Origin of the sequence: Caballeronia sordidicola, from assembly GCF_000729995.1 — a bacterium.
Taxonomy (GTDB): domain Bacteria; phylum Pseudomonadota; class Gammaproteobacteria; order Burkholderiales; family Burkholderiaceae; genus Caballeronia; species Caballeronia sordidicola_A.
Window position 1 is genome coordinate 1 of sequence record NZ_JNFG01000050.1, and the last position, 17,884, is coordinate 17,884.

The following is a 17,884-nucleotide window of genomic DNA, read 5'->3' on the forward strand; positions in this document are numbered from 1 at the left end:
ACCTGGCCTTCAAGGTAGTGGGCGTCGGCAGCGTCGGGACTCGTTGCCTGGTTCTGTTGATGATGGATGAACTGGGAAAACCCATGTTCCTGCAGATCAAGGAGGCGCGAGCATCTGTGATCGAACAGCATTTTGATGCCGATCGGCTGAACCACGCCGGCGAGCGCGTGGTGCGTGGCCAGCGCGTGATGCAGGCCGCCAGCGACATCTTCCTTGGCTGGGCGACCGGGCCATCGGGACGCCATTTCTATTTCCGGCAATTGCGTGACATGAAGCTGTCGGCGAACATCGAATTATTCGATATCGATTTGCTGGAAGGTTACGCCCGGTTGTGCGGCTGGATACTTGCGCGCGCTCATGCAAAAGCGAGCGGCAAGGCCATCGAGATCAGCGCTTATCTGGGCCAGGGTTCACAATTCGCGGAAGCACTGGTCGCCTATTCGAAGGACTATGCTGATCAGGTTGAACGCGATTTCGACCTGTTTTCACAAGCCGTCCGAAACGGCCGGCTGGTCGCCCGCACGGACGAGGATATGGCGGCGGACTTTCATCTTTGAGCGCCCGGGCAAGTCCGGTGGCAGTCCGTCCTTTAAGGAGGCTTTATGCGCATTCGATCATTCTCGTACCGCCGTCCCGGCTGGCTTCAGTTAGCGGTTTGCAGCGTATTCCTAAGCTATGCCGGGAGCTCCTACGCGGCCAACCTTGGGTTCCTGATGAACACGCCGATTAGTTATATGAAAGAGCGTGATCTGCAGCAACTCAACCGTGCCGCGCAAAAGGCGCTGAACTCGAAGCAGGACGGCGAAGCGCTTGACTGGAACAACGACGGCACCGGCAATGCAGTTCATGTAGAGGGTACCGTTACGCCGCTCAACACACGAAAGGAAGGTGACCGGAGTTGCCGGACGATTGCTATCGTCGCCAAGGCAAAAGGTCAGACGCAAACCTGGGCGCCAACTGCTTGCAAGGACGGCGGCGCGGACAGCAAATGGCAACTGCTTAAACAATAGAGCGGGTTGCGCCAAGACCATCGGGCGATTGGGGCCACTGCAGTTGCACGCATGGCGCGAAGCGTCAAACCGTTGGGAGCTACCGATTACGCAGATCTATTCCGCAACCGGTCCGCTGATTTGAATTGTGAAGCACGTAGCGCAATGCAAGCTGGATGACATCGATTTTTAAGAACTTTGACCTACACTGAATTCGTGTCCGAACGACCTCATTCCGGGTGTGCTTCGATCGCGCAAACAGCAATGCTGTAGATGCACTGCATCATGCATTTCCACACGCAGGCCGTTCGTATCTATCGCAACGCATGAATGCCGGGCGCGCGGATGAGTCTTGCGGCAAACGCCGGCCAGGCACCTAACTCGAAGCAGAAACGCAAACAGGATCGACTATAAAAAAGCGAAGCTTTTCGTGAAGCGCAATTGTCGCTTAGCGCGCCTGGCCACTTCGTATTGAAACCGTTAACCAATCTTGGAAGGCACATCATGCGATTACAACAACGTCTTGCTGCGGAAATGTTTGGCACGTTTTGGCTAGTACTTGGCGGTTGTGGCAGTGCCGTTCTCGCAGCCAAATTTCCCGGTGTCGGAATTGGATTTGCAGGCGTCGCGCTCGCGTTCGGATTAACCGTCCTGACCATGGCTTATGCACTTGGACACATATCGGGTTGCCACTTGAATCCGGCCGTCAGCGTGGGCCTCGCTGTTGCAGGCCGTTTTTCCCCGCGCGACCTGGCGCCTTATATTGTTGCGCAGGTCGTTGGCGCGACCCTTGGAGCATTCGCGCTCTACCTGATTGCGTCCGGCGTGCCCGGATTCGACGCAGTTGCTAGCGGATTTGCATCGAATGGATACGGTGCGCGTTCACCCGGCGGGTATTCGATGACAGCCGCCCTGATCTGCGAAGTCGTGATGACGTTTTTCTTCCTGATGGTCATTCTCGGCACAACCGACGGACGCGCCATCTCCGGTTTCGCGCCGCTAGCCATCGGGCTTTGCCTGACGCTGATTCACCTGATATCCATCCCTGTGACGAATACCTCGGTCAATCCCGCACGCTCGACCGGACCGGCACTGTTCGCAGGTGGCGCCGCGATGGGTCAGCTCTGGCTTTTCTGGGTCGCGCCCATCATTGGAGCATGCATTGCGGGGGTGTTATATCCGCGGCTCTTTCCCGAGAAGGTCGAGGCGATTGCCCCGGCACCCTTGGCTATCGACGCTCCTTGACGCGGGGCTGCATGACGGCTTAATGGGGCCGAGACGGGGCTAGTGGGGCCGCGGTCACGCGATCCCCGGGACAACGGCCGCTCATGGCGCCCACGCCCTGTCCTCGCCTATCCTTGTGTTGCGACATTCGTGCCTCAAAAAAACGAATGGCCCGCCTAAGCGGGCCATTCGGTTCATGCAATCAAGCCGTGCTGTAACGAATTACAGCGGCTGGATGTTCGACGCTTGCAGACCCTTCGGGCCTTGCTTCGCTTCGTAGCTTACTTTCTGATTTTCCTGGAGTGTCTTGAAGCCTTCCGAGCGGATCTCAGAGAAATGCGCAAAGAGGTCATCGCCACCGCCGTCCGGCGTGATGAAGCCAAAACCCTTCGCATCATTAAACCACTTCACAATACCTGTTGCCATTTGCTGATTTTCCTAGAAGAGACGTAATTCCGTTTGGTAGCGCCACCGGCCGTCAATCGGCCAAGCGTTGCAGACTCCTTTTACCACGCGAAAATGACAGTCTGCAATTGGATTCTGCCCGATGTTTCCAAAACAAAGCTCCAAAAACCGTCACGTGCGCAGTCCGGAGACTGCTTGGCGCCCACAATCCGGAAGCTCAGATAATAAATAAAAGATTCGATAAGACAAAGGAAAAAATCTGTTTCTAGCTGACATCGAGGGTCCTGAGAGCGCCTGTCAATGAAAAAGGTGCTGGATACCGGCACTTGTAGCGCCGTTTTTGTATCGGAGGCGCTGTCCGGAACCGCCCATGCCGCATGCAGTTCGACTGGGCCGGCGACAGGCGCGAGCGTCGTTTGCATCGGCTCCGACCGCGGCGCATTGAGGCGCACGGGCGGCGGCGGGTCTGGCACCAACCGCCGCGCCGTCCCGCTCGGCACGGGCGAGGCAAACCAGCCTACGGATACGTCGGCGGACAAGGTCACCACAGCCGGGCCGAACGCCTACGGCATGCCTACCGCCTGGGAAAAGACAAACATCGAGCAATTAAACAACACCTTGGTCCATACCGCCGCCCCGCCCGGCTACCGCTAGCGGTAATAGTTACTCCGACGGGACGACGATCAATGCAGGGACCCTCGCGATTGGTGATATATCGCATTCAAGTGCGCTCCCATGCGTTGCATCGCCGTGACGGCCGGGAGCGGCGGGAGCTGGAATTTGCACAGTACTGTGGCGCCCACACCTGTGGTTCCGGCGACACAACCTAACACTCCGTCAGGTCCGACGAACGCCATGAGCGCCAACCGGCGACATTAGCCAGTACGTCCCTCGCGCCCCATGGACAGCTGCGCTGGTACGCATAGCTGGGGCGCCAGGTACGGTTGAAGGTTCGCCAAGCGCAAATTGTCTGGTGAAACCCGCCGCTCAATGACTTCGGCGACGGCGTCCCCTCCGTGTCGTTCAACAACGGCAACACGTGCACCGGCCGCGTCGGCGTGAGGCTACAGCAAACGTTCAGCGCCGGAATGACCTGGCAACCGTACGGGCAAGTCAGCGTCCTGCGCGCATTCGGCGAGGGCGACAACACGACCTTCGCCGGAACAAGCGTCATTCCGGGCGGCGTCGGACATACGGCTCGACGGTTGAAAGTGGACTGATCGTCCAGGTCACGCGTTCGGGCAACACGTTCGTCAGGGCGAACTATCTGACGAATCTGGGCGGTTCGCATCAACGGACCCTGGACGGAGCGCGCCCGATAGAACTGGCAGACACTCCAAGGCTCTCGCTCCCGCGGGTGAACGCGCTTTTCGGCGCGGCTTCCACGTCCGGCTCGGCGATTCGCCGCGCTCAAGCTCAATACAGGTTGCGCGGTCGACAAGACATCGCAACTCTGCACGATTGTTATTACTGACCGCGTTTTGGCGCGTTGCAGTCGGGCGTGCCGTTGCTCTTCAGAAGCGGCGTGATGCCCTGGCCTTCTGCAATCAGATAGCGGCAACCTGTTTCGTGATCGGTTTCCATCTGGACGTTGATGTCCTCCGTGGTATCGCGAGTGAACCGAGGCGATGAGTAGGCGTTAGTGGCCTGCTTCGGTTCAGCGTTCTGCGCATATGCACTGGATCCAACCAACGCCGCAAGCGATACAAGTAGCCACTTCATATTTTGTACTCCGTGATTTGCAGTCTGTGAGTCTTAGCGATAAAGCACCTTAGTGTAAGAGTGAATCGGCAAGGCTGACGCACCAATGCGCGTTGGCACCGGCGCCGGAAAGGGATAAGTCGACAGACTTGGGCCGGTCAGATCTTCTCCGGTGGTTCTACTTCGTACCGCGTTCGCGCAAATAGTTCTCGAATATTTTGAGAACGTCGGGCAAGTTTCGCCGTCCCAGGCCGATCCGGAAATGCTCGTCACCGTGATCGAGCAGCGTGCTGGGTAGCAGAAGCACGCCGGTACGTTCGAGGACTTCGGCACAGAAGCACTCGAGCTTCTCCAGCGCGTCGGGATCCAGGGCCCAATTCTCGGATTCACCCGCAAGCCACGGCCACGCCGAAACCCCGCCTGCTTCAGCAATCGAATCGTGCGACTGATAACCGGGCATGTGGACGATCATATGATCGCCAGCCCTGAACATCGAATGGACGAAAGAGAAGATCGCTTCCTGAGCGCCCGTGTGCACGATCAGGTTGTCCATATCGATTGATTCGTACAACGTCGCAAGTTCTCGCCGAAGTTCCAACGCACCGGGATATTCGGTGTATCCCAGACGCAGGCTTCCAGGACCTTCCATAGAGCCGGGCTCGAACGCAAGCAGGTCTGTGATCGACATGGATTCCGGGTCGGAACTGCACATCAAGTAGCGTGCGGCGAATTCGTGTTCAGGGCCATGCTTCAGCAGCGCGCGACCGAGTTTCTCGACTGAAAAGCGTGACTGAAGCACGCAAAAGCGCGATGCAGTCAGGCCATCTATCATGTCTTCCAACCGCGCAGGGCTCGTATCGCGGAGCTGACGGATTCCAAGGAGGGTGGCTGACATGAAGAAGCTCATCAACGACGTCTCCAGGGTCGTGCCCGAAATGCTAGACGGACTTGCCGCGCTCAACCCCGGCTTGTCGTTGCTGCAGGGCAGCACGATCATCGTGCGCGCCGATGCCGAGGCGGCCGCAGCGCGCGGCGAAGTGGCCCTGATCGCAGGCGGCGGGTCGGGGCACGAACCCGCTCACGGGGGTTACGTAGGTCCCGGCATGCTTAGCGCGGCGGTAGCCGGCGAGGTCTTCACATCGCCCTCGACCGATGCCGTCCTCGATGCCATCCGCGCCGTATCCGGTCCTGCGGGCGTGCTTCTCATTGTCAAGAATTACACGGGCGACCGCTTCAATTTTGGCCTTGCTGCGGAGATCGCGCGGGCTGAGGGCGTTGCAGTGGAAATGGTGATCGTCGCCGACGATGTCGCTCTCTCGGCGCACGGCGAACACGCTGGCCGGCGCGGTCTTGCCGGGACCGTGTTCGTGCACAAGATCGCGGGCGCTGCTGCTGCCGAGGGACGGCCACTCGGCGAAGTAGCGCAGATTGCGCGCGACGCGGCGGCAGCGCTTGGCACCATGGGCGTGGCCCTTACGCCGTGCACGGTGCCCGCCGCTGGCAAACCGGGCTTCCAACTCGCCGACGATGAAATCGAATGGGGTCTCGGCATTCACGGCGAGCCTGGCGTGGAACGTGGTGCGCTTGAACCTGCACAGCAAATTGTCGGGCGCCTGCTTGCGAAGATCATCGATGACCTTGCATTGAAGCCCGATGACCGCGTCGCGTTGCTCGTGAACAATCTGGGCGGCACGCCATCGAGTGAACTGAGCATTGTTGCGGGATCCGCGCTGCGCTACCTTCGCGAACGTCGGGTTCAGGTGGAGCGTGCGTGGTCGGGCACATTCCTGAGCGCACTCGAAATGGCGGGCATTTCCCTCACGTTATTGCGCGTGGACGATCAACGGCTCGCATGGCTCGACGCTGCAACGCAGACCACTACGTGGCCCGCGTTGAGCGGGCGGGTCGCAGACGCGTCCGTCAAGCCCGTACCTGTCGTGGCAGTTACGAGCAGCGGCGCGCGGCTCTCGCGGGACTCGTCGTTGCGACGGGTTATCGAATCGGTGTGCGCATGTCTTCTCGAAGCGGAACCGGTCCTGACCGAGATGGATCAGCGCGTGGGCGACGGCGATCTTGGTATCAGCCTATCGCGAGCGGCTCGCAGCATCCTTGGCGAAATCGATACCTATCCCTCGGAGAACACGCCGGGCACCGTGCTGCGGACCATGTCCGCCACAATAAGACGCGTGGTTGGCGGCACATCGGGACCGCTTTACGCAGTGATGCTGTTACGCGCGGCAGCGGTCATCGAACAGTCTAACGAGTCGGCCGCGAAAGATTGGTCGGCGGCGTTCACTGCGGCTGTCGATGGCGTGACGGCGCTGGGTGGCGCGCATCCCGGTGACCGAACAATGGTTGATGCACTGCATCCGGCAGCCGTTGCTCTACACGACGCGCTTGCGAAAGATAGTATCGATACGGACGAAGCACTAAAAGCAGCCGTCGATGCAGGGACATCAGGCGCGGCGTCGACGGCCTCGATGACACCCCGGCTCGGACGTTCGAGTTACGTCGGCGATCGTGCGTTGGGTTTCGCCGATCCCGGTGCGCATGCGGTCGGACTTTGGCTTGCCGCGATCCGAAGCGCACTGCAAACTTAACTAAGCTTAAGCAACTAAAACGGAGACGATAAAAATGGATCTGAATCTGCGCGGTAAGGTTGTCGTATTGACGGGCGCAAGCGTCGGGATCGGGCTCGCCGTAGCCGAGGCATTCGCGGCGGAAGGCGCGAACCTGCTGCTCGCGGCGCGACAGGAAGAGCGGCTGACGGAGGCTGCAGCGCGCATCGTGCGGGAGTTCGGTGTATCGGCGGTGCCGGTCGCTTGTGACGTCGCTACCGCTGCAGGCGTCGACAAGATCGTTGCTGCTGCGAGCACGAATTTCGGCGGTGCCGATATCCTCTTCAACAACGCCGGCACGGGCAGCAACGAGACCATCATGGACGCGCCCGATGAGAAGTGGCAGTCCTATTGGGACCTTCATGTGATGGCGGCCGTGCGCCTCGCGCGCGGTCTCGTGCCGTTGATGAAGGCGCGCGGCGGTGGCGCGATCCTGAACAACGCGTCGATATGCGCAACGCAGCCGCTCGGCTACGAGCCCATTTACAACGTGACGAAAGCCGCGTTGATGATGCTGTCGAAGAATCTGGCGAACGAGCTGATCAAGGACAACATCCGCGTCAACACGATCAATCCGGGGCTGGTGCTGACGCCCGACTGGATCAAGACGGCCAAGGAACTGACGCGCGATTCGGGCGGTGACTGGGAAGCGCATCTGCAACACGTCGCCGACGAACACGCGCCCATCCGCCGCTTCGCCACGCCAGCCGAGCTGGCAAGCTTTATCGTCTTCCTGTGCTCGGAGCGGGCTAGCTATAGCGTGGGATCAACTTATTTCGTCGATGGCGGGATGCTGAAGACGGTGTGACGCGCGCCCATGCGCTTAACCGTCCTTGCGGCTTACCGGCAACTTGTTCTCCCGCCGGATCTCGCGAATAAGCGCGCTATGGTCGAGATCGCCGTCGCCGTGATCGACCATTGAAGCGAACAGCGCATCCACGACGTGCGCAACCGGCAACTCCAACCCGAGCGACCGGGCCCGCGCCAATGCGGTCCGCGTGTCCTTCAACTGATACTTCGCGGCGCCGCCGGGTGCGAACGCTTCGTCGATCATGCGTTGTCCGTGCTTGCGCAGGATCGGCGAATCGGCGAACCCGCCAGCAAGCGCTTCGATGACCTTCGCCGGGTCCGCGCCGCCACGCTCCGCGAACAACAAAGCTTCAGCCACGGCAGCAATCGTGTTTGCCACGATCAACTGATTCGCAAGCTTCGTCTGCTGCCCGGTTCCAGCGGGGCCAACGCGCACCGGGCGACCCATCGCACCCAGCAGTTCGCGCGCTGCCTCGAAGGTGTCCAGCTCGCCGCCCGCCATGATTGCGAGCGTTGCATCAATCGCGCCTTGCTGACCGCCTGACACTGGCGCGTCGAGATAACGAAGACCGCGCTCGGCGCTCATTCTCGACTGTTCGACGGAAGTCTCCACGGGGATCGAACTCATCACGATCACGGTCGCGCCGGCGCTCAGCGCGGCTAGCACAGTCTTATCGTGGAATACGATGGCGTCGCAAGTCGGACCATCGCTCAACATGCAGATCAGTACGTTCGCACCTTGTGCAGCGTCGGCCGCCGTGTCGCAGACCACTGCCCCTTTTTCTGCAAGCGCGAAAGCCTTCCCCTTCGAACGATTCCAGGCCTGCACGCCGTACCCGGCCGTGAGCAGGTTACGCGCCATCGGCTCGCCCATGAGCCCGGTCCCCAGAAATGCAATCACCTGGTCCTTCATGCGTCACCTCGTTGTTCGGTAGTCACCATCGGCATGGTCGCCGATCCGGGACGGCGCGGCAACAGCAGCGCGCCCACTCCGCCGGCGCCGACCAGCGCAGCAATCAGAAGGAAGCCCGGCGTGTAGCTGCCGGTCGCCGTCTTGATCAGCCCAATGAGGTATGGCCCCACGAAACCGCTAAGGTTGCCAACCGAATTGATCAGTCCAATACCCGCCGCCGCACCCACGCCCGTGAGCACTTGACCCGGGATAGCCCAGAACGTGATCACCGCGCTATAGACCCCGATTGCAAGCAGGGTAAAGCCCAGGATAGTCGCCAACGGATGATCCACCACAAGCGCAATCGCAATGGACACCGCGGCCAAAAGCGCTGCGCTAGCCACGTGAACATGGCGCTCCTGCTTGCGGTCCGACCGTTTGCTCCAAAAGAACATGACGATGCCGGCAAGCGCGTACGGGATCGCCGTGATCAGGCCGTTTTGCAGCAGTCCGAGCTTGATCCCGAACGACTCCTGAAACGACTGGAGGACGCTGGGAAAGAAGAAGTTCATCGCGTTCGAACCGGACGTAATGCCGAAGTAAGTCAATGCCATCGCCCAGACAACGCGGTTTTTCAGCACGGTCCGGATCTGCGCACCGTGGCTCATGCCCCCGCCCACGGCAAGCGGTTTCGCTGCTTCTTCCGCCGCGAGGGTACGCATGAGCCAGTTGCGTTGTTCGTCGGTGAGCCAGCGCGCTTCCGACGGCCTGTCGCTCAAATAGAACCAGCAGACCACACCCAGCAAGATTGCCGGCAGCCCTTCGAGCACGTACATCAGCCGCCAACCCGTCACGCCGATATGTTCGCCAAGCTCGATCAGGCTGGCGCTCAGCGGTGCGCCGATCACCTGCGAGATCGGCACGCCGAGGTAGAAACCCGCGATCACCTGGGCGCGGTAACGCGCAGGAAACCACAGCGAGAGCAGATAGATGACCCCCGGGAAGAACCCCGCTTCCGCGACGCCGAGCACCGCCCGCAGCACGACGAAATGCACGGACGTTTGCAGCAGTCCCATCGCGCTCGCCACGATGCCCCACGTCACCATGATCCGCGCGATCCAGATGCGTGCGCCGTATCGATGCATCAGGATGTTGCTCGGCACCTCGAAAATAAAATAGCCGAGAAAGAAGATGCCCGCGCCGAAACCGTACAAGGTCTGACTGATGCCAATGTCCTGGTTCATTCGCAACGCGGCGAAACCTACGTTGGTCCGATCGAGGAAAGCAATGATAAAAAGCAGCGCCAGGAACGGGATGAGTCTGCGCGTGACGCGGCTGATCGTCTGCTTTTCCAGATCGGACACTGGCGTGGATAGTGTGCTCATTCGCGCACTCCTCGCGGGTCAGCTGTGCGCAGGACGGGGACAGCTTCGTCCTCGATATGCGCCTGCACGATGGCATCGAAGTCCGGATCGGCATGAAAGCCGAGCGCGCTGGCACGCGCGGCTTCGACATGCGTCGGCCAGCTTTCGACAATGCGTTGCACCTGAGCGTCCGGCACCCAGTCGATCAACCCGGTCGCCGCCACGCCGCCCGCGCGCGCCAGCGACTCCACCATGCCGGCGACGCTGACCGTCAGCCCCGGCAAGGGCAACGTGCGTTCGGCGCCGATGGTGGCATCGTCGAGATACATCGCGTGCAGCATGGCGTCGAGTGCGCGACGCGGCGACGAGATATACACAATCGTGTCCGGCCTGACCGGGCAAACCGCACGATGACCGTTGAGCGGCTCGCGGATGATGGAGCTGACGAAGGTTGATGCGGCCTTGTTCGGTTTGCCCGGGCGAACCGTGATGGTCGGCAGGCGCAGCGTGCGCCCATCGATAAAGCCCCGGCGGCTGTAGTCAGCCACCAGCAATTCGCCGATCGCCTTCTGCATGCCATACGACGATTTAGGCGTGGGCGCGGTTGCATCGGTGACGACGGACGGCAGTTCGCCGCCGAACACCGCGAAGCCGCTTGCGTAGACCAGGCGCGTGCGCGTAGTGCGGGCACGCAGTGCTTCGAGCAGGTTCAGCAAGCCGTACAGGTTCACCTGCATGCCGAGATCGAAATCGGCCTCCGCGGCCGAACTGACGACCGCAGCAAGATGCCAGACAAGATCGACATCGCGCGTGATCTCCGCGACGGTTTCGCGATCATCGATATCGCCAATGCGCACTTCTATGCGCGCATCGGTGGGTACGTCTTCGCCGGGGAAGGCGTCGAAGAGAATGATCTTGGCGATCTCGCGGGGCGCTTCGCCTTCGAGCTGGAATAGGCCGGCATTGAGCAGGTGGCGCGCAATCCGCTTGCCGATAAAACCGGTTCCGCCGGTGATCAGGATACGCAGGGGTGAATGTGATTGCACAGGAACGTCCTCCATGGGGTGAGCGGCCCGGCTTACACGGGTCCGCTCTGTCTCGTCTAAATTTTCTAGCGGGCCAGCCGGTTTCTCCCGGTGCCGTTAAGCTGTCGTCAGACGCGAAGCATCGCGTCGTGTGAACACGTTTATAACCGCACTTCGCCGAATAAAGTGTCGCCTACATGACAGTCTCCCAATCCCTTGAGAACGACGGCGAGCGCCCGTGGACCAGCGCGGAAGCCGTCGCTTATCTGCGCTCATGCGCAGGCATTGACCCCCTGCTCGCGGCGTTGCCTCAGGAAGAAATCGACTGGATCGTCGAGCGCGGGTCGGTTCGCCAACTCAACGCCGGCGACGCTATTCACAGCAAACATGCGCCGTCTGATTCGCTGTATCGCGTGCTGTCTGGCGCGGTGCGGATCAGCTCGGTGTCGGCGCAAGGGCGCGAGGCGATCTTCAATTACTACGGGCGCGATGAATGGTTCGGGCAAATAGGACTTATTGATGGCGGTCCGCGCACGCATGACATTCGCGCTTGCGGGCCGTGCGTGCTTTACACGCTGGCACGGCGCGATGTGCAGGCGCTGCTTGAGCGGCATCCCGCTTTGTATCGGGAATTCGCGCTGCTGTTGTGCGCGGTGATTCGATATTCGTTCGCGCTCGTGGAGGATCACGCGTTGTTGAGTTTATCGGCGCGACTGGCGAAGCATCTTGTGACCCTGGTGGATGCGTATGGGGCCGATCATCCGGCTGGGCGGATCATCGACCTGCATTTACCGCAAGAGGACTTGAGCATGCTGCTGGGTAGTAGCCGGCAGACGATGAATCGCAAGCTTGCCGAGTGGTCTCGGCTGGGACGGATCAAGGTGCAGTACAGCCAGATAGTGGTAGTGAACCGCGAAGCGCTCGTGCAGCTTTATGCGTGAGCAGATTTTTGTGGCGGGCCACGGCTTGCTGCACGCAAAGCTCTGGATAACTTCTGCATAAGTCAGTGAAGTCCTGTGGGCGAAACCTTGATAACTCAGGTGCTGTGCATAAAGTGCCAGAAGTTATCCTTCGCCCAAGTGCCCGCTCCACATTTGGTACGCGAGTTACCTGTTCGCCAGATCCTTGATTCAAAGGGCGATTGACCGCTTATCCACAGAAATGGTCGATGCTTGTTAACTATTACTATGTATACATATCAATCCATTAAAAACCATAAGGCATGGATGCACACAGCGACTTGATGCTGCCTTTTTTATGAGCGCCAGTCCGAATGCAATGACCGGCGGCGCAAGGTGCGTCTCTATGCGAACCGAACTCGCTCGCGTCATCTCCTGACAACACTTCAACCTCAGTAGTTAACATATGTTGTAATTTATTTTGTCATGGCAACATATGGTTATCGGTGCTGCGAGGCGCCATTGATAACCAATGGAACGACTGAGGAATGCCATGAACCGGTTCACATTGCTCGCAGCCGCCGTGATGGCCGCTGTGTCCACGGGCGTCTTCGCACAGGATGCGCAAACGGCCTTGGGCAAGATCCAGGCCTCCAATACGATTGCAATCGGGCATCGGGAAACGTCAGTGCCTTTTTCCTACGTCGATGCCAACAATGAGGTCATCGGTTTCTCGCAAGATATCTGCAACAAGATCATTGATGCGGTGAAGGTGAAGATCAAGAAACCTGATCTCAAGGTGCGGTTCATCCCGGTCACATCGCAGAACCGGATTGCGTTGGTGCAGAACGGCACGGTCGATCTCGAATGCGGCGTCACCACGAACCTGAAAGCGCGTCGGGACCAGGTCGCGTTTTCCGACACGTTCTTTGTCGCGACGACGCGCCTGCTGACACGCAAGGATTCGGGCATCAAGGACTTCCCGGATCTTGCCGGCAAGACCGTCGTCACGAATCAGGGAACCACGTCCGAGCGAATTCTCCGCAAGATGAATGAGGAGAAAAAGATGAACATGCAGATCATCAGCGCGAAGGACTATGGCGAAGGGCGCCTGACGCTGGAAACAGGCCGTGCAGTGGCCTACATGATGGACGACGTGCTTCTGGCCGGCACGCGCTCGCTGACGGCCAACCCCTCGGACTATGTGCTGGTCGGCACGCCACAATCTTCGGAAGCCTATGGCTTCATGCTGAGAAAGGACGATCCGGAGTTCAAGAAGCTGGTGGATGACACCATGAGCGAAATCATGAAGGGACCGGAGATTAAAGCCATGTACGCGAAATGGTTCTTGAAGCCGGTGCCGCCGAAGAACATCAACTTCGATTTCCCGATGAGCGATGCCCTTCAAAAGCTGTACGCCAATCCGAACGACACCGCTTTCGAGTGATTGCTCCTGGCGCGTAAAAAAGCCACCTTACTTCGAAGGTGGCTTTTTATTTGGAGCGGGTTAGCGTTACTCCAGGAACGGCAATGCAGTCTGTCCTTCGGCGCGCATGCCAAAGGTGTTCAAAGTCATCGCGACCAACGCGTAGTAACCGAGCAATCCGACCAGATTGATGACCACCACATGTTCGAAGCGTGCGACGGCTGCTGCGAACGTGTTATCCGATACTCGACGGGTCTCGTATAGCTCCGTGGCAAATTCATAGATGAGCGCGTCATCGGCGTCGTCGAAGGTGGGACGCTCGCCTCGCTGGATGGCATCGGCTACCGCCTTCGGAACGCCTGCATCCAACGCGATCGGATAGTGGATGAACCACTCCCCTTGCGATTGCCATCGCGCGGCGGTGACCAGAATCGCCAGTTCCGACAAGCGCAGCGACAAGCCCGTCTTGTATCGACAAAACGCGCCGAGCCGTTGAGCATGGTCAGCTAATTCCGGGCTATGAATCCACCCGAGGAACGGGCCGTTCAAGTTGCCGCGCGGACCGCTCAGGATGCTTTGAAGAACGGTTTTTTGTTCGTCGGTGGCGTTAGCGATATCGAAATTCGGCAGGCGATGGGTCATGGGTTGTCCAGAGTTTGATTGTCACTTAGTGAGCGCCCGGTGCACCGATGGACGTCAATGCCGCTTCTATGGCGTCGGAAAAACGTGCACCGATTTCATCGATTTGTGCGGGTGTCGTGATGAACGGTGGCGCCAGAAGCACATGGTCACCAACGATGCCATCTACTGTGCCGCCCATCGGATAGACCATCAGGCCGCGCTTCATCGCTTCACTTTTTATCACTGCGTGCAATTTCTTGCTTGCGTCGAATGGTGTCTTCGATACCCGGTCCTGCACCAGTTCCACGCCGATAAACAAACCTCGTCCACGGATATCGCCGATGAACGGATGCTTCGCATAATGCGCGCGCAGCAATCCACGAAGCTGCTCGCCTCTTGCCTGCACATTGTCCAGCAATTTCTCGTCGGCGATGACCCGCTGGACTTCCAAAGCTGCCGCACAAGCGGTCGCGTGGCCGATGTACGTGTGGCCATGCTGGAAGAAACCGGAGCCGTCGACAATTGTGTTGTAGATCTCGTCGCTGACCAGCGTCGCTCCAATCGCCTGGTAGCCGGCCCCCAAGCCCTTCGCGATGGTCAGAAGGTCTGGCGCCACGCCATCCTCTGCGCAAGCGTACAGGTGCCCCGTACGCCCCATCCCGGCCATGATTTCATCCAGGATCAGCAACACGCCGTACTTGTTGCACACCGCGCGGATTTTCTTGAAGTATTCGCGCACCGGCGGCACCGCGCCCGCGGTTGCCCCGACGACCGTTTCGGCGACGAAAGCTGCGACGGTATCGCCACCGAGTTCGAGGATTTTCGACTCGAGTTCATCCGCCAGGCGCTGCGCGAAAGCTTCTTCGGTTTCATCGGCGCGTTGCTCGCGATACGCATAACACGGGCTCACATGGTGAGCTTCGATGAGGATCGGAAGAAACGGTTCACGGCGCCATGCGTTGCCGCCAATAGCCAGCGCGCCGAGCGTATTGCCGTGATAACTCTGGCGACGAGCGATGAAATGACGCCGCTGCCCCTGCCCCTTTTCGACGAAATATTGGCGGGCGAGTTTGAGCGCGGCTTCGATGGCCTCGGAGCCGCCGGATGTGAAGTACACGTGGCCCAAACCAGCGGGCGCGTCTGCTATCAAGCGGTCGGACAATTCTTCCGTCACGGCCGTCGTGAAGAATGAAGTGTGTGCGTAGGGAAGCTGCTGGGCCTGCCGCTTGATGGCATCGATGACACGCTGATTGCTGTGGCCCAGGCACGATACCGCGGCCCCCCCCGATGCGTCGATGTATCGCTTCCCCTCCGAGTCGATGATTTCGATTCCATCGCCTGCAACTGCAATAGGGAGTTTGGCTCGCGGGGCGCGATGAAAAACGGTTGTCATTCTGGCCTCAACGTTTGTGACGATGCCTGTGCGCTCGTCTCTTGGAGAATAAAGGTTTTAAAGCGGAGCTCACCTTGTTGGCGAACTTCAAATTCGACGCCGGTTTCCTTGATAACGAACAGCGCAGTTGCAAGCGTATTTTCGTCGTCAGGGTCGGCCGGGTCGGTGCGATAGATAGGAAGGGTTGTGGATGTCTTGTCAGAGAGGACTTGCAGGAGCGCGAGCTTATTCACTTCGTGCATCTCAGGCAGAAGCTGTCCGAGGCGAGCTTGCCGGTCTCGCGAGGAGCGGGTCACGAGTTGCTGCTCCGCGTCTGCACCCCTATGAATCAGGTGATTCGCATGACCGGAGAGACGCTCGACGTTCTCGATGGAACAGCGTGCGACCGTCGCTTCCACACTCAGGATACGCTCGTCGCCCACGCAGCCCAGCGTGTGGTGAAATCCACTCGCTCGCGCATGGCGGCTCAGTTCATATGTTGCGTCATCGAGCGAGGACGTGTCCAGAACCGCCCGGCACAGCACCATGCGCGGTACACCGAGTTGCGGACGCTTGATCCGAAGGTTGTTGATTGCCTGAACGACGCCCGCCCGATTCACGGCGAAGGTATGTCCTGGCAATGAGCCAGGATAATAAAAACTGACGAAACCTGGTTCGCCAGCCGGCCTTATATCCACAAGCGAGCACTTGTCACGCAAGTAGGGGTCCCCGTCTTCATTGTGAGCCACGAAGCGCTCACGGTTGGACCGGGCCGCGAGCGTTGTGCAACCGTCGGGCGCGTTGTGAATCAACTCGCCCCGGCAATTCCAAAGGAAAACATCTTCCTTCATCCAACCCATCCCTGCCGCCATTCCATCCAGTTCTGCAATGGCGTCCGGGTAAGCATCTTCAGCAATCCGGCGAAGGTCTCGAACGTAGTCGCTACCGCGCCATTCGCTCACCGCTTTCCAAGCGGCACTCTGGTTCATATACGCGTTGATGACCGGACGCGCCAGGACGCCAAGGCCCAAACCAATTTCGTATGGCGAGCCGCTTATGACTAAAGGAGTGAGAAACGACATTGCTGTAACTGACCTCGTTTAAGACACGTGCTGAAGAAACTCTTTCAAGCGCTGCGATGGCGGTGTGTCGATGAGGTCGGTTGGCTTTCCGTCATGCGCAATGCCGCCCTGGTCCATGAACAACAAACGCGTTCCAACACGTTTGGCAAAGCCGATTTCGTGCGTTACAACAATCATCGTCATGCCCTCGGCCGCAAGATCCTGCATCACTTTGAGCACTTCATGCCGAAGCTCGGGGTCGAGCGCGGAAGTCGGTTCGTCGAACAGCATGAGCTTTGGCTTGATGGCGAGTGCACGCGCGATAGCAACTCGCTGCTGCTGCCCGCCGGAGAGCTCAGACGGGTAGTGATTCGCTCGCGTTTCCAGCCCCACCTTCTTCAACAACGCCACGGCCTGGTCTCGTGCATCGGCTCGGGAGGCGTTGCGCACCTCCATTGGGCCAAACATCACGTTCTCGAGCGCGGTCATCTGCGGAAACAGATTGAACTGCTGGAACACCATGCCGGCCTCAAGCCTGATTTCCTTGATGTCCGCCGTGCTGCCTTTGACGCTCTTCGTGTCGACAAGCAGGTCGCCACCAGATATTTTCTCGAGTGCATTAATGCATCGGAGCATGGTTGATTTGCCGGAACCCGATGGCCCGACGACCACGACCACTTCGCCGCTGTCGATCCGAAGACTGATGTCCTTGAGCACTTCGACGTGTCCGAAGCTCTTGGACACCTTTTGAAATTCGACCATTGTCATAAGATTCGCATCCTTCGCTCAACGACGCGCAGCGTTAGCGTCATCACGCCGGTCAGCACCAGATAAATGATGGCAACCGCCGTCCATACTTCCACTGCCCGGAAGTTGCCGGCAATAATCTCCTGTCCTTTGCGTGTCAGCTCACCCACACCAATGACGATGAAGAGTGACGTATCTTTCAAGCTCACAATGCACTGATTGCCAAGCGGCGGGATAAGCCGGCGGAATGCGAGCGGGCCGACAATCTTCAGCAAGACCCGGGGCATTGACATGCCCATTGCCAACCCCGCTTCCATCAGTCCCTTCGGAATCGAAATCAGCGCACCGCGAATCACTTCGGCCAGATACGCACCCGAGTTGACGGTGATAGCGATGATGGCGGCCGTCAAGCCGTCGATGCGAATATGAGCGAGCAACGGCAGTGCGAAATACAGGAACATCACCTGAACAACAATAGGCGTTCCACGAATCAATTCAATGTAGACCTGCGCGAGAACGTTCAGAGCGACCGGGCCATAGGCGCGGAACATTCCTGCAATCAAGCCTACGATGAAGCCGCCAATGAGACCGAACGCTGCGATAAAAACAGTGAGCTTCACGCCTTCCAGCAACTCAGGCATTGAACTCCAGATAACCGACCAATCGAAGTCCACGAACCGCTCCTAAAAACCATTGAATGGGCGCGGCGGCACTCCGCCGCGCACGTGCT

Annotated in this window: 20 protein-coding genes; 9 read left to right on the plus strand and 11 right to left on the minus strand. The window is 59.2% G+C overall.

Going from position 1 to position 17,884, the window contains the following annotated elements; all coding sequences use genetic code 11:
* The 3 genes from FH08_RS0131630 to aqpZ all read left to right on the plus strand — a co-directional run.
* Positions 1-557, plus strand: a 557-nt coding sequence (locus FH08_RS0131630) for a DUF2252 family protein (protein ID WP_031362202.1), incomplete at its 5' end; no start/stop codon positions are given.
* Positions 558-602: 45 nt separating this feature from the next.
* Positions 603-1,010, plus strand: coding sequence for a hypothetical protein (locus tag FH08_RS0131635; protein ID WP_035567578.1), 408 nt, complete (start codon positions 603-605; stop codon positions 1,008-1,010).
* A 483-nt stretch (positions 1,011-1,493) separates the two neighbouring features.
* Complete coding sequence (gene aqpZ / locus FH08_RS0131640; protein WP_031362204.1) at positions 1,494-2,234, plus strand: aquaporin Z; 741 nt, start codon at positions 1,494-1,496, stop codon at positions 2,232-2,234.
* A gap of 201 nt (positions 2,235-2,435) precedes the next feature.
* Here the strand turns inward: aqpZ and FH08_RS0131645 are convergent, their stop codons facing one another.
* Complete coding sequence (locus FH08_RS0131645; RefSeq protein ID WP_031362205.1) at positions 2,436-2,639, minus strand: cold-shock protein; 204 nt, start codon at positions 2,637-2,639, stop codon at positions 2,436-2,438.
* 279 nt (positions 2,640-2,918) lie between these two features.
* Between FH08_RS0131645 and FH08_RS0131650 the strand changes: the two genes are divergently transcribed.
* Both FH08_RS0131650 and FH08_RS0131655 read left to right on the plus strand, forming a co-directional pair.
* A complete protein-coding gene (locus FH08_RS0131650) occupies positions 2,919-3,272 on the plus strand; it encodes a hypothetical protein (RefSeq protein ID WP_031362206.1) in 354 nt (117 codons plus the stop codon).
* Between the two features lie 362 nt (positions 3,273-3,634).
* Positions 3,635-3,838, plus strand: a complete 204-nt coding sequence (locus FH08_RS0131655; protein WP_031362207.1) for an autotransporter domain-containing protein — start codon at positions 3,635-3,637, stop codon at positions 3,836-3,838.
* A 247-nt stretch (positions 3,839-4,085) separates the two neighbouring features.
* On the opposite strand, the gene FH08_RS0131660 is transcribed toward FH08_RS0131655, so the two are convergent.
* Together FH08_RS0131660 and FH08_RS49690 are read right to left on the minus strand one after the other, a co-directional pair.
* Positions 4,086-4,340, minus strand: coding sequence for a DUF6440 family protein (locus FH08_RS0131660; RefSeq protein ID WP_031362208.1), 255 nt, complete (start codon positions 4,338-4,340; stop codon positions 4,086-4,088).
* A gap of 157 nt (positions 4,341-4,497) precedes the next feature.
* Entirely contained in the window at positions 4,498-5,214 is a 717-nt protein-coding gene (locus FH08_RS49690; RefSeq protein WP_235210564.1) for an aminotransferase class I/II-fold pyridoxal phosphate-dependent enzyme, read from the minus strand.
* On the opposite strand from FH08_RS49690, the gene dhaK reads away from it, so the two are divergent.
* Positions 5,213-6,919, plus strand: a complete 1,707-nt coding sequence (dhaK, locus tag FH08_RS0131670) for a dihydroxyacetone kinase subunit DhaK (RefSeq protein WP_031362210.1) — start codon at positions 5,213-5,215, stop codon at positions 6,917-6,919. The genes FH08_RS49690 and dhaK overlap by 2 nt on opposite strands.
* A 34-nt stretch (positions 6,920-6,953) precedes the next feature.
* A complete protein-coding gene (locus tag FH08_RS0131675) occupies positions 6,954-7,745 on the plus strand; it encodes an SDR family NAD(P)-dependent oxidoreductase (protein ID WP_031362211.1) in 792 nt (263 codons plus the stop codon).
* A gap of 15 nt (positions 7,746-7,760) precedes the next feature.
* Here FH08_RS0131675 and FH08_RS0131680 read toward each other — a convergent pair whose 3' ends face one another.
* The 3 genes from FH08_RS0131680 to denD are packed head-to-tail and all read right to left on the minus strand — an operon-like array spanning position 7,761 to position 11,031.
* Positions 7,761-8,660: an NAD(P)-dependent oxidoreductase gene (locus FH08_RS0131680; RefSeq protein WP_031362212.1), complete on the minus strand. Its 900-nt coding sequence runs from the start codon at positions 8,658-8,660 to the stop codon at positions 7,761-7,763.
* Positions 8,657-10,024 (minus strand): MFS transporter, encoded by a 1,368-nt coding sequence (locus tag FH08_RS0131685; RefSeq protein ID WP_031362213.1) that lies wholly within the window; start codon positions 10,022-10,024, stop codon positions 8,657-8,659. Before FH08_RS0131685 ends, FH08_RS0131680 begins: the two co-directional genes overlap by 4 nt.
* Positions 10,021-11,031, minus strand: a complete 1,011-nt coding sequence (gene denD / locus FH08_RS0131690) for a D-erythronate dehydrogenase (RefSeq protein ID WP_051888685.1) — start codon at positions 11,029-11,031, stop codon at positions 10,021-10,023. The genes FH08_RS0131685 and denD overlap by 4 nt, the downstream gene beginning before the upstream one ends.
* A gap of 194 nt (positions 11,032-11,225) precedes the next feature.
* On the opposite strand from denD, the gene FH08_RS0131695 reads away from it, so the two are divergent.
* Together FH08_RS0131695 and FH08_RS0131700 are read left to right on the plus strand one after the other, a co-directional pair.
* A complete protein-coding gene (locus tag FH08_RS0131695; RefSeq protein ID WP_051888682.1) occupies positions 11,226-11,969 on the plus strand; it encodes a Crp/Fnr family transcriptional regulator in 744 nt (247 codons plus the stop codon).
* A gap of 511 nt (positions 11,970-12,480) precedes the next feature.
* Positions 12,481-13,374, plus strand: a complete 894-nt coding sequence (locus FH08_RS0131700) for a glutamate/aspartate ABC transporter substrate-binding protein (RefSeq protein ID WP_031362216.1) — start codon at positions 12,481-12,483, stop codon at positions 13,372-13,374.
* A 66-nt stretch (positions 13,375-13,440) separates the two neighbouring features.
* Here the strand turns inward: FH08_RS0131700 and FH08_RS0131705 are convergent, their stop codons facing one another.
* From FH08_RS0131705 to glnP, 5 genes are read right to left on the minus strand one after another with little or no spacing between them, the layout of a single operon-like run.
* Positions 13,441-13,995, minus strand: a complete 555-nt coding sequence (locus FH08_RS0131705; protein WP_031362217.1) for a carboxymuconolactone decarboxylase family protein — start codon at positions 13,993-13,995, stop codon at positions 13,441-13,443.
* Between the two features lie 25 nt (positions 13,996-14,020).
* Positions 14,021-15,367: an aspartate aminotransferase family protein gene (locus tag FH08_RS0131710; RefSeq protein ID WP_031362218.1), complete on the minus strand. Its 1,347-nt coding sequence runs from the start codon at positions 15,365-15,367 to the stop codon at positions 14,021-14,023.
* Positions 15,364-16,428: a C45 family autoproteolytic acyltransferase/hydolase gene (locus FH08_RS0131715; RefSeq protein WP_031362219.1), complete on the minus strand. Its 1,065-nt coding sequence runs from the start codon at positions 16,426-16,428 to the stop codon at positions 15,364-15,366. Before FH08_RS0131715 ends, FH08_RS0131710 begins: the two co-directional genes overlap by 4 nt.
* 18 nt (positions 16,429-16,446) lie before the next feature.
* Positions 16,447-17,175 carry a glutamine ABC transporter ATP-binding protein GlnQ gene (gene glnQ / locus FH08_RS0131720; RefSeq protein ID WP_031362220.1) on the minus strand — a complete coding sequence of 243 codons (729 nt, stop codon included), beginning with the start codon at positions 17,173-17,175 and terminating at the stop codon, positions 16,447-16,449.
* Complete coding sequence (gene glnP, locus FH08_RS0131725) at positions 17,172-17,828, minus strand: glutamine ABC transporter permease GlnP (protein ID WP_031362221.1); 657 nt, start codon at positions 17,826-17,828, stop codon at positions 17,172-17,174. The genes glnQ and glnP overlap by 4 nt, the downstream gene beginning before the upstream one ends.
* Positions 17,829-17,884: the final 56 nt, after the last annotated feature.

Excerpts from the sequence above, each read along its gene's own strand:
- FH08_RS0131695 (WP_051888682.1), top strand. The coding sequence starts at position 11,226 with ATGACAGTCTCCCAATCCCTTGAGAACGACGGCGAGCGCCCGTGGACC.
- FH08_RS0131680 (WP_031362212.1), bottom strand. The coding sequence starts at position 8,660 with ATGAAGGACCAGGTGATTGCATTTCTGGGGACCGGGCTCATGGGCGAG.
- dhaK (WP_031362210.1), top strand. The coding sequence starts at position 5,213 with ATGAAGAAGCTCATCAACGACGTCTCCAGGGTCGTGCCCGAAATGCTA.
- FH08_RS0131685 (WP_031362213.1), bottom strand. The coding sequence starts at position 10,024 with ATGAGCACACTATCCACGCCAGTGTCCGATCTGGAAAAGCAGACGATC.
- FH08_RS0131700 (WP_031362216.1), top strand. The coding sequence starts at position 12,481 with ATGAACCGGTTCACATTGCTCGCAGCCGCCGTGATGGCCGCTGTGTCC.
- FH08_RS0131715 (WP_031362219.1), bottom strand. The coding sequence starts at position 16,428 with ATGTCGTTTCTCACTCCTTTAGTCATAAGCGGCTCGCCATACGAAATT.
- FH08_RS0131675 (WP_031362211.1), top strand. The coding sequence starts at position 6,954 with ATGGATCTGAATCTGCGCGGTAAGGTTGTCGTATTGACGGGCGCAAGC.
- FH08_RS0131710 (WP_031362218.1), bottom strand. The coding sequence starts at position 15,367 with ATGACAACCGTTTTTCATCGCGCCCCGCGAGCCAAACTCCCTATTGCA.
- FH08_RS49690 (WP_235210564.1), bottom strand. The coding sequence starts at position 5,214 with ATGTCAGCCACCCTCCTTGGAATCCGTCAGCTCCGCGATACGAGCCCT.
- FH08_RS0131660 (WP_031362208.1), bottom strand. The coding sequence starts at position 4,340 with ATGAAGTGGCTACTTGTATCGCTTGCGGCGTTGGTTGGATCCAGTGCA.
- FH08_RS0131650 (WP_031362206.1), top strand. The coding sequence starts at position 2,919 with ATGAAAAAGGTGCTGGATACCGGCACTTGTAGCGCCGTTTTTGTATCG.
- FH08_RS0131705 (WP_031362217.1), bottom strand. The coding sequence starts at position 13,995 with ATGACCCATCGCCTGCCGAATTTCGATATCGCTAACGCCACCGACGAA.
- glnQ (WP_031362220.1), bottom strand. The coding sequence starts at position 17,175 with ATGACAATGGTCGAATTTCAAAAGGTGTCCAAGAGCTTCGGACACGTC.
- aqpZ (WP_031362204.1), top strand. The coding sequence starts at position 1,494 with ATGCGATTACAACAACGTCTTGCTGCGGAAATGTTTGGCACGTTTTGG.
- FH08_RS0131635 (WP_035567578.1), top strand. The coding sequence starts at position 603 with ATGCGCATTCGATCATTCTCGTACCGCCGTCCCGGCTGGCTTCAGTTA.
- FH08_RS0131645 (WP_031362205.1), bottom strand. The coding sequence starts at position 2,639 with ATGGCAACAGGTATTGTGAAGTGGTTTAATGATGCGAAGGGTTTTGGC.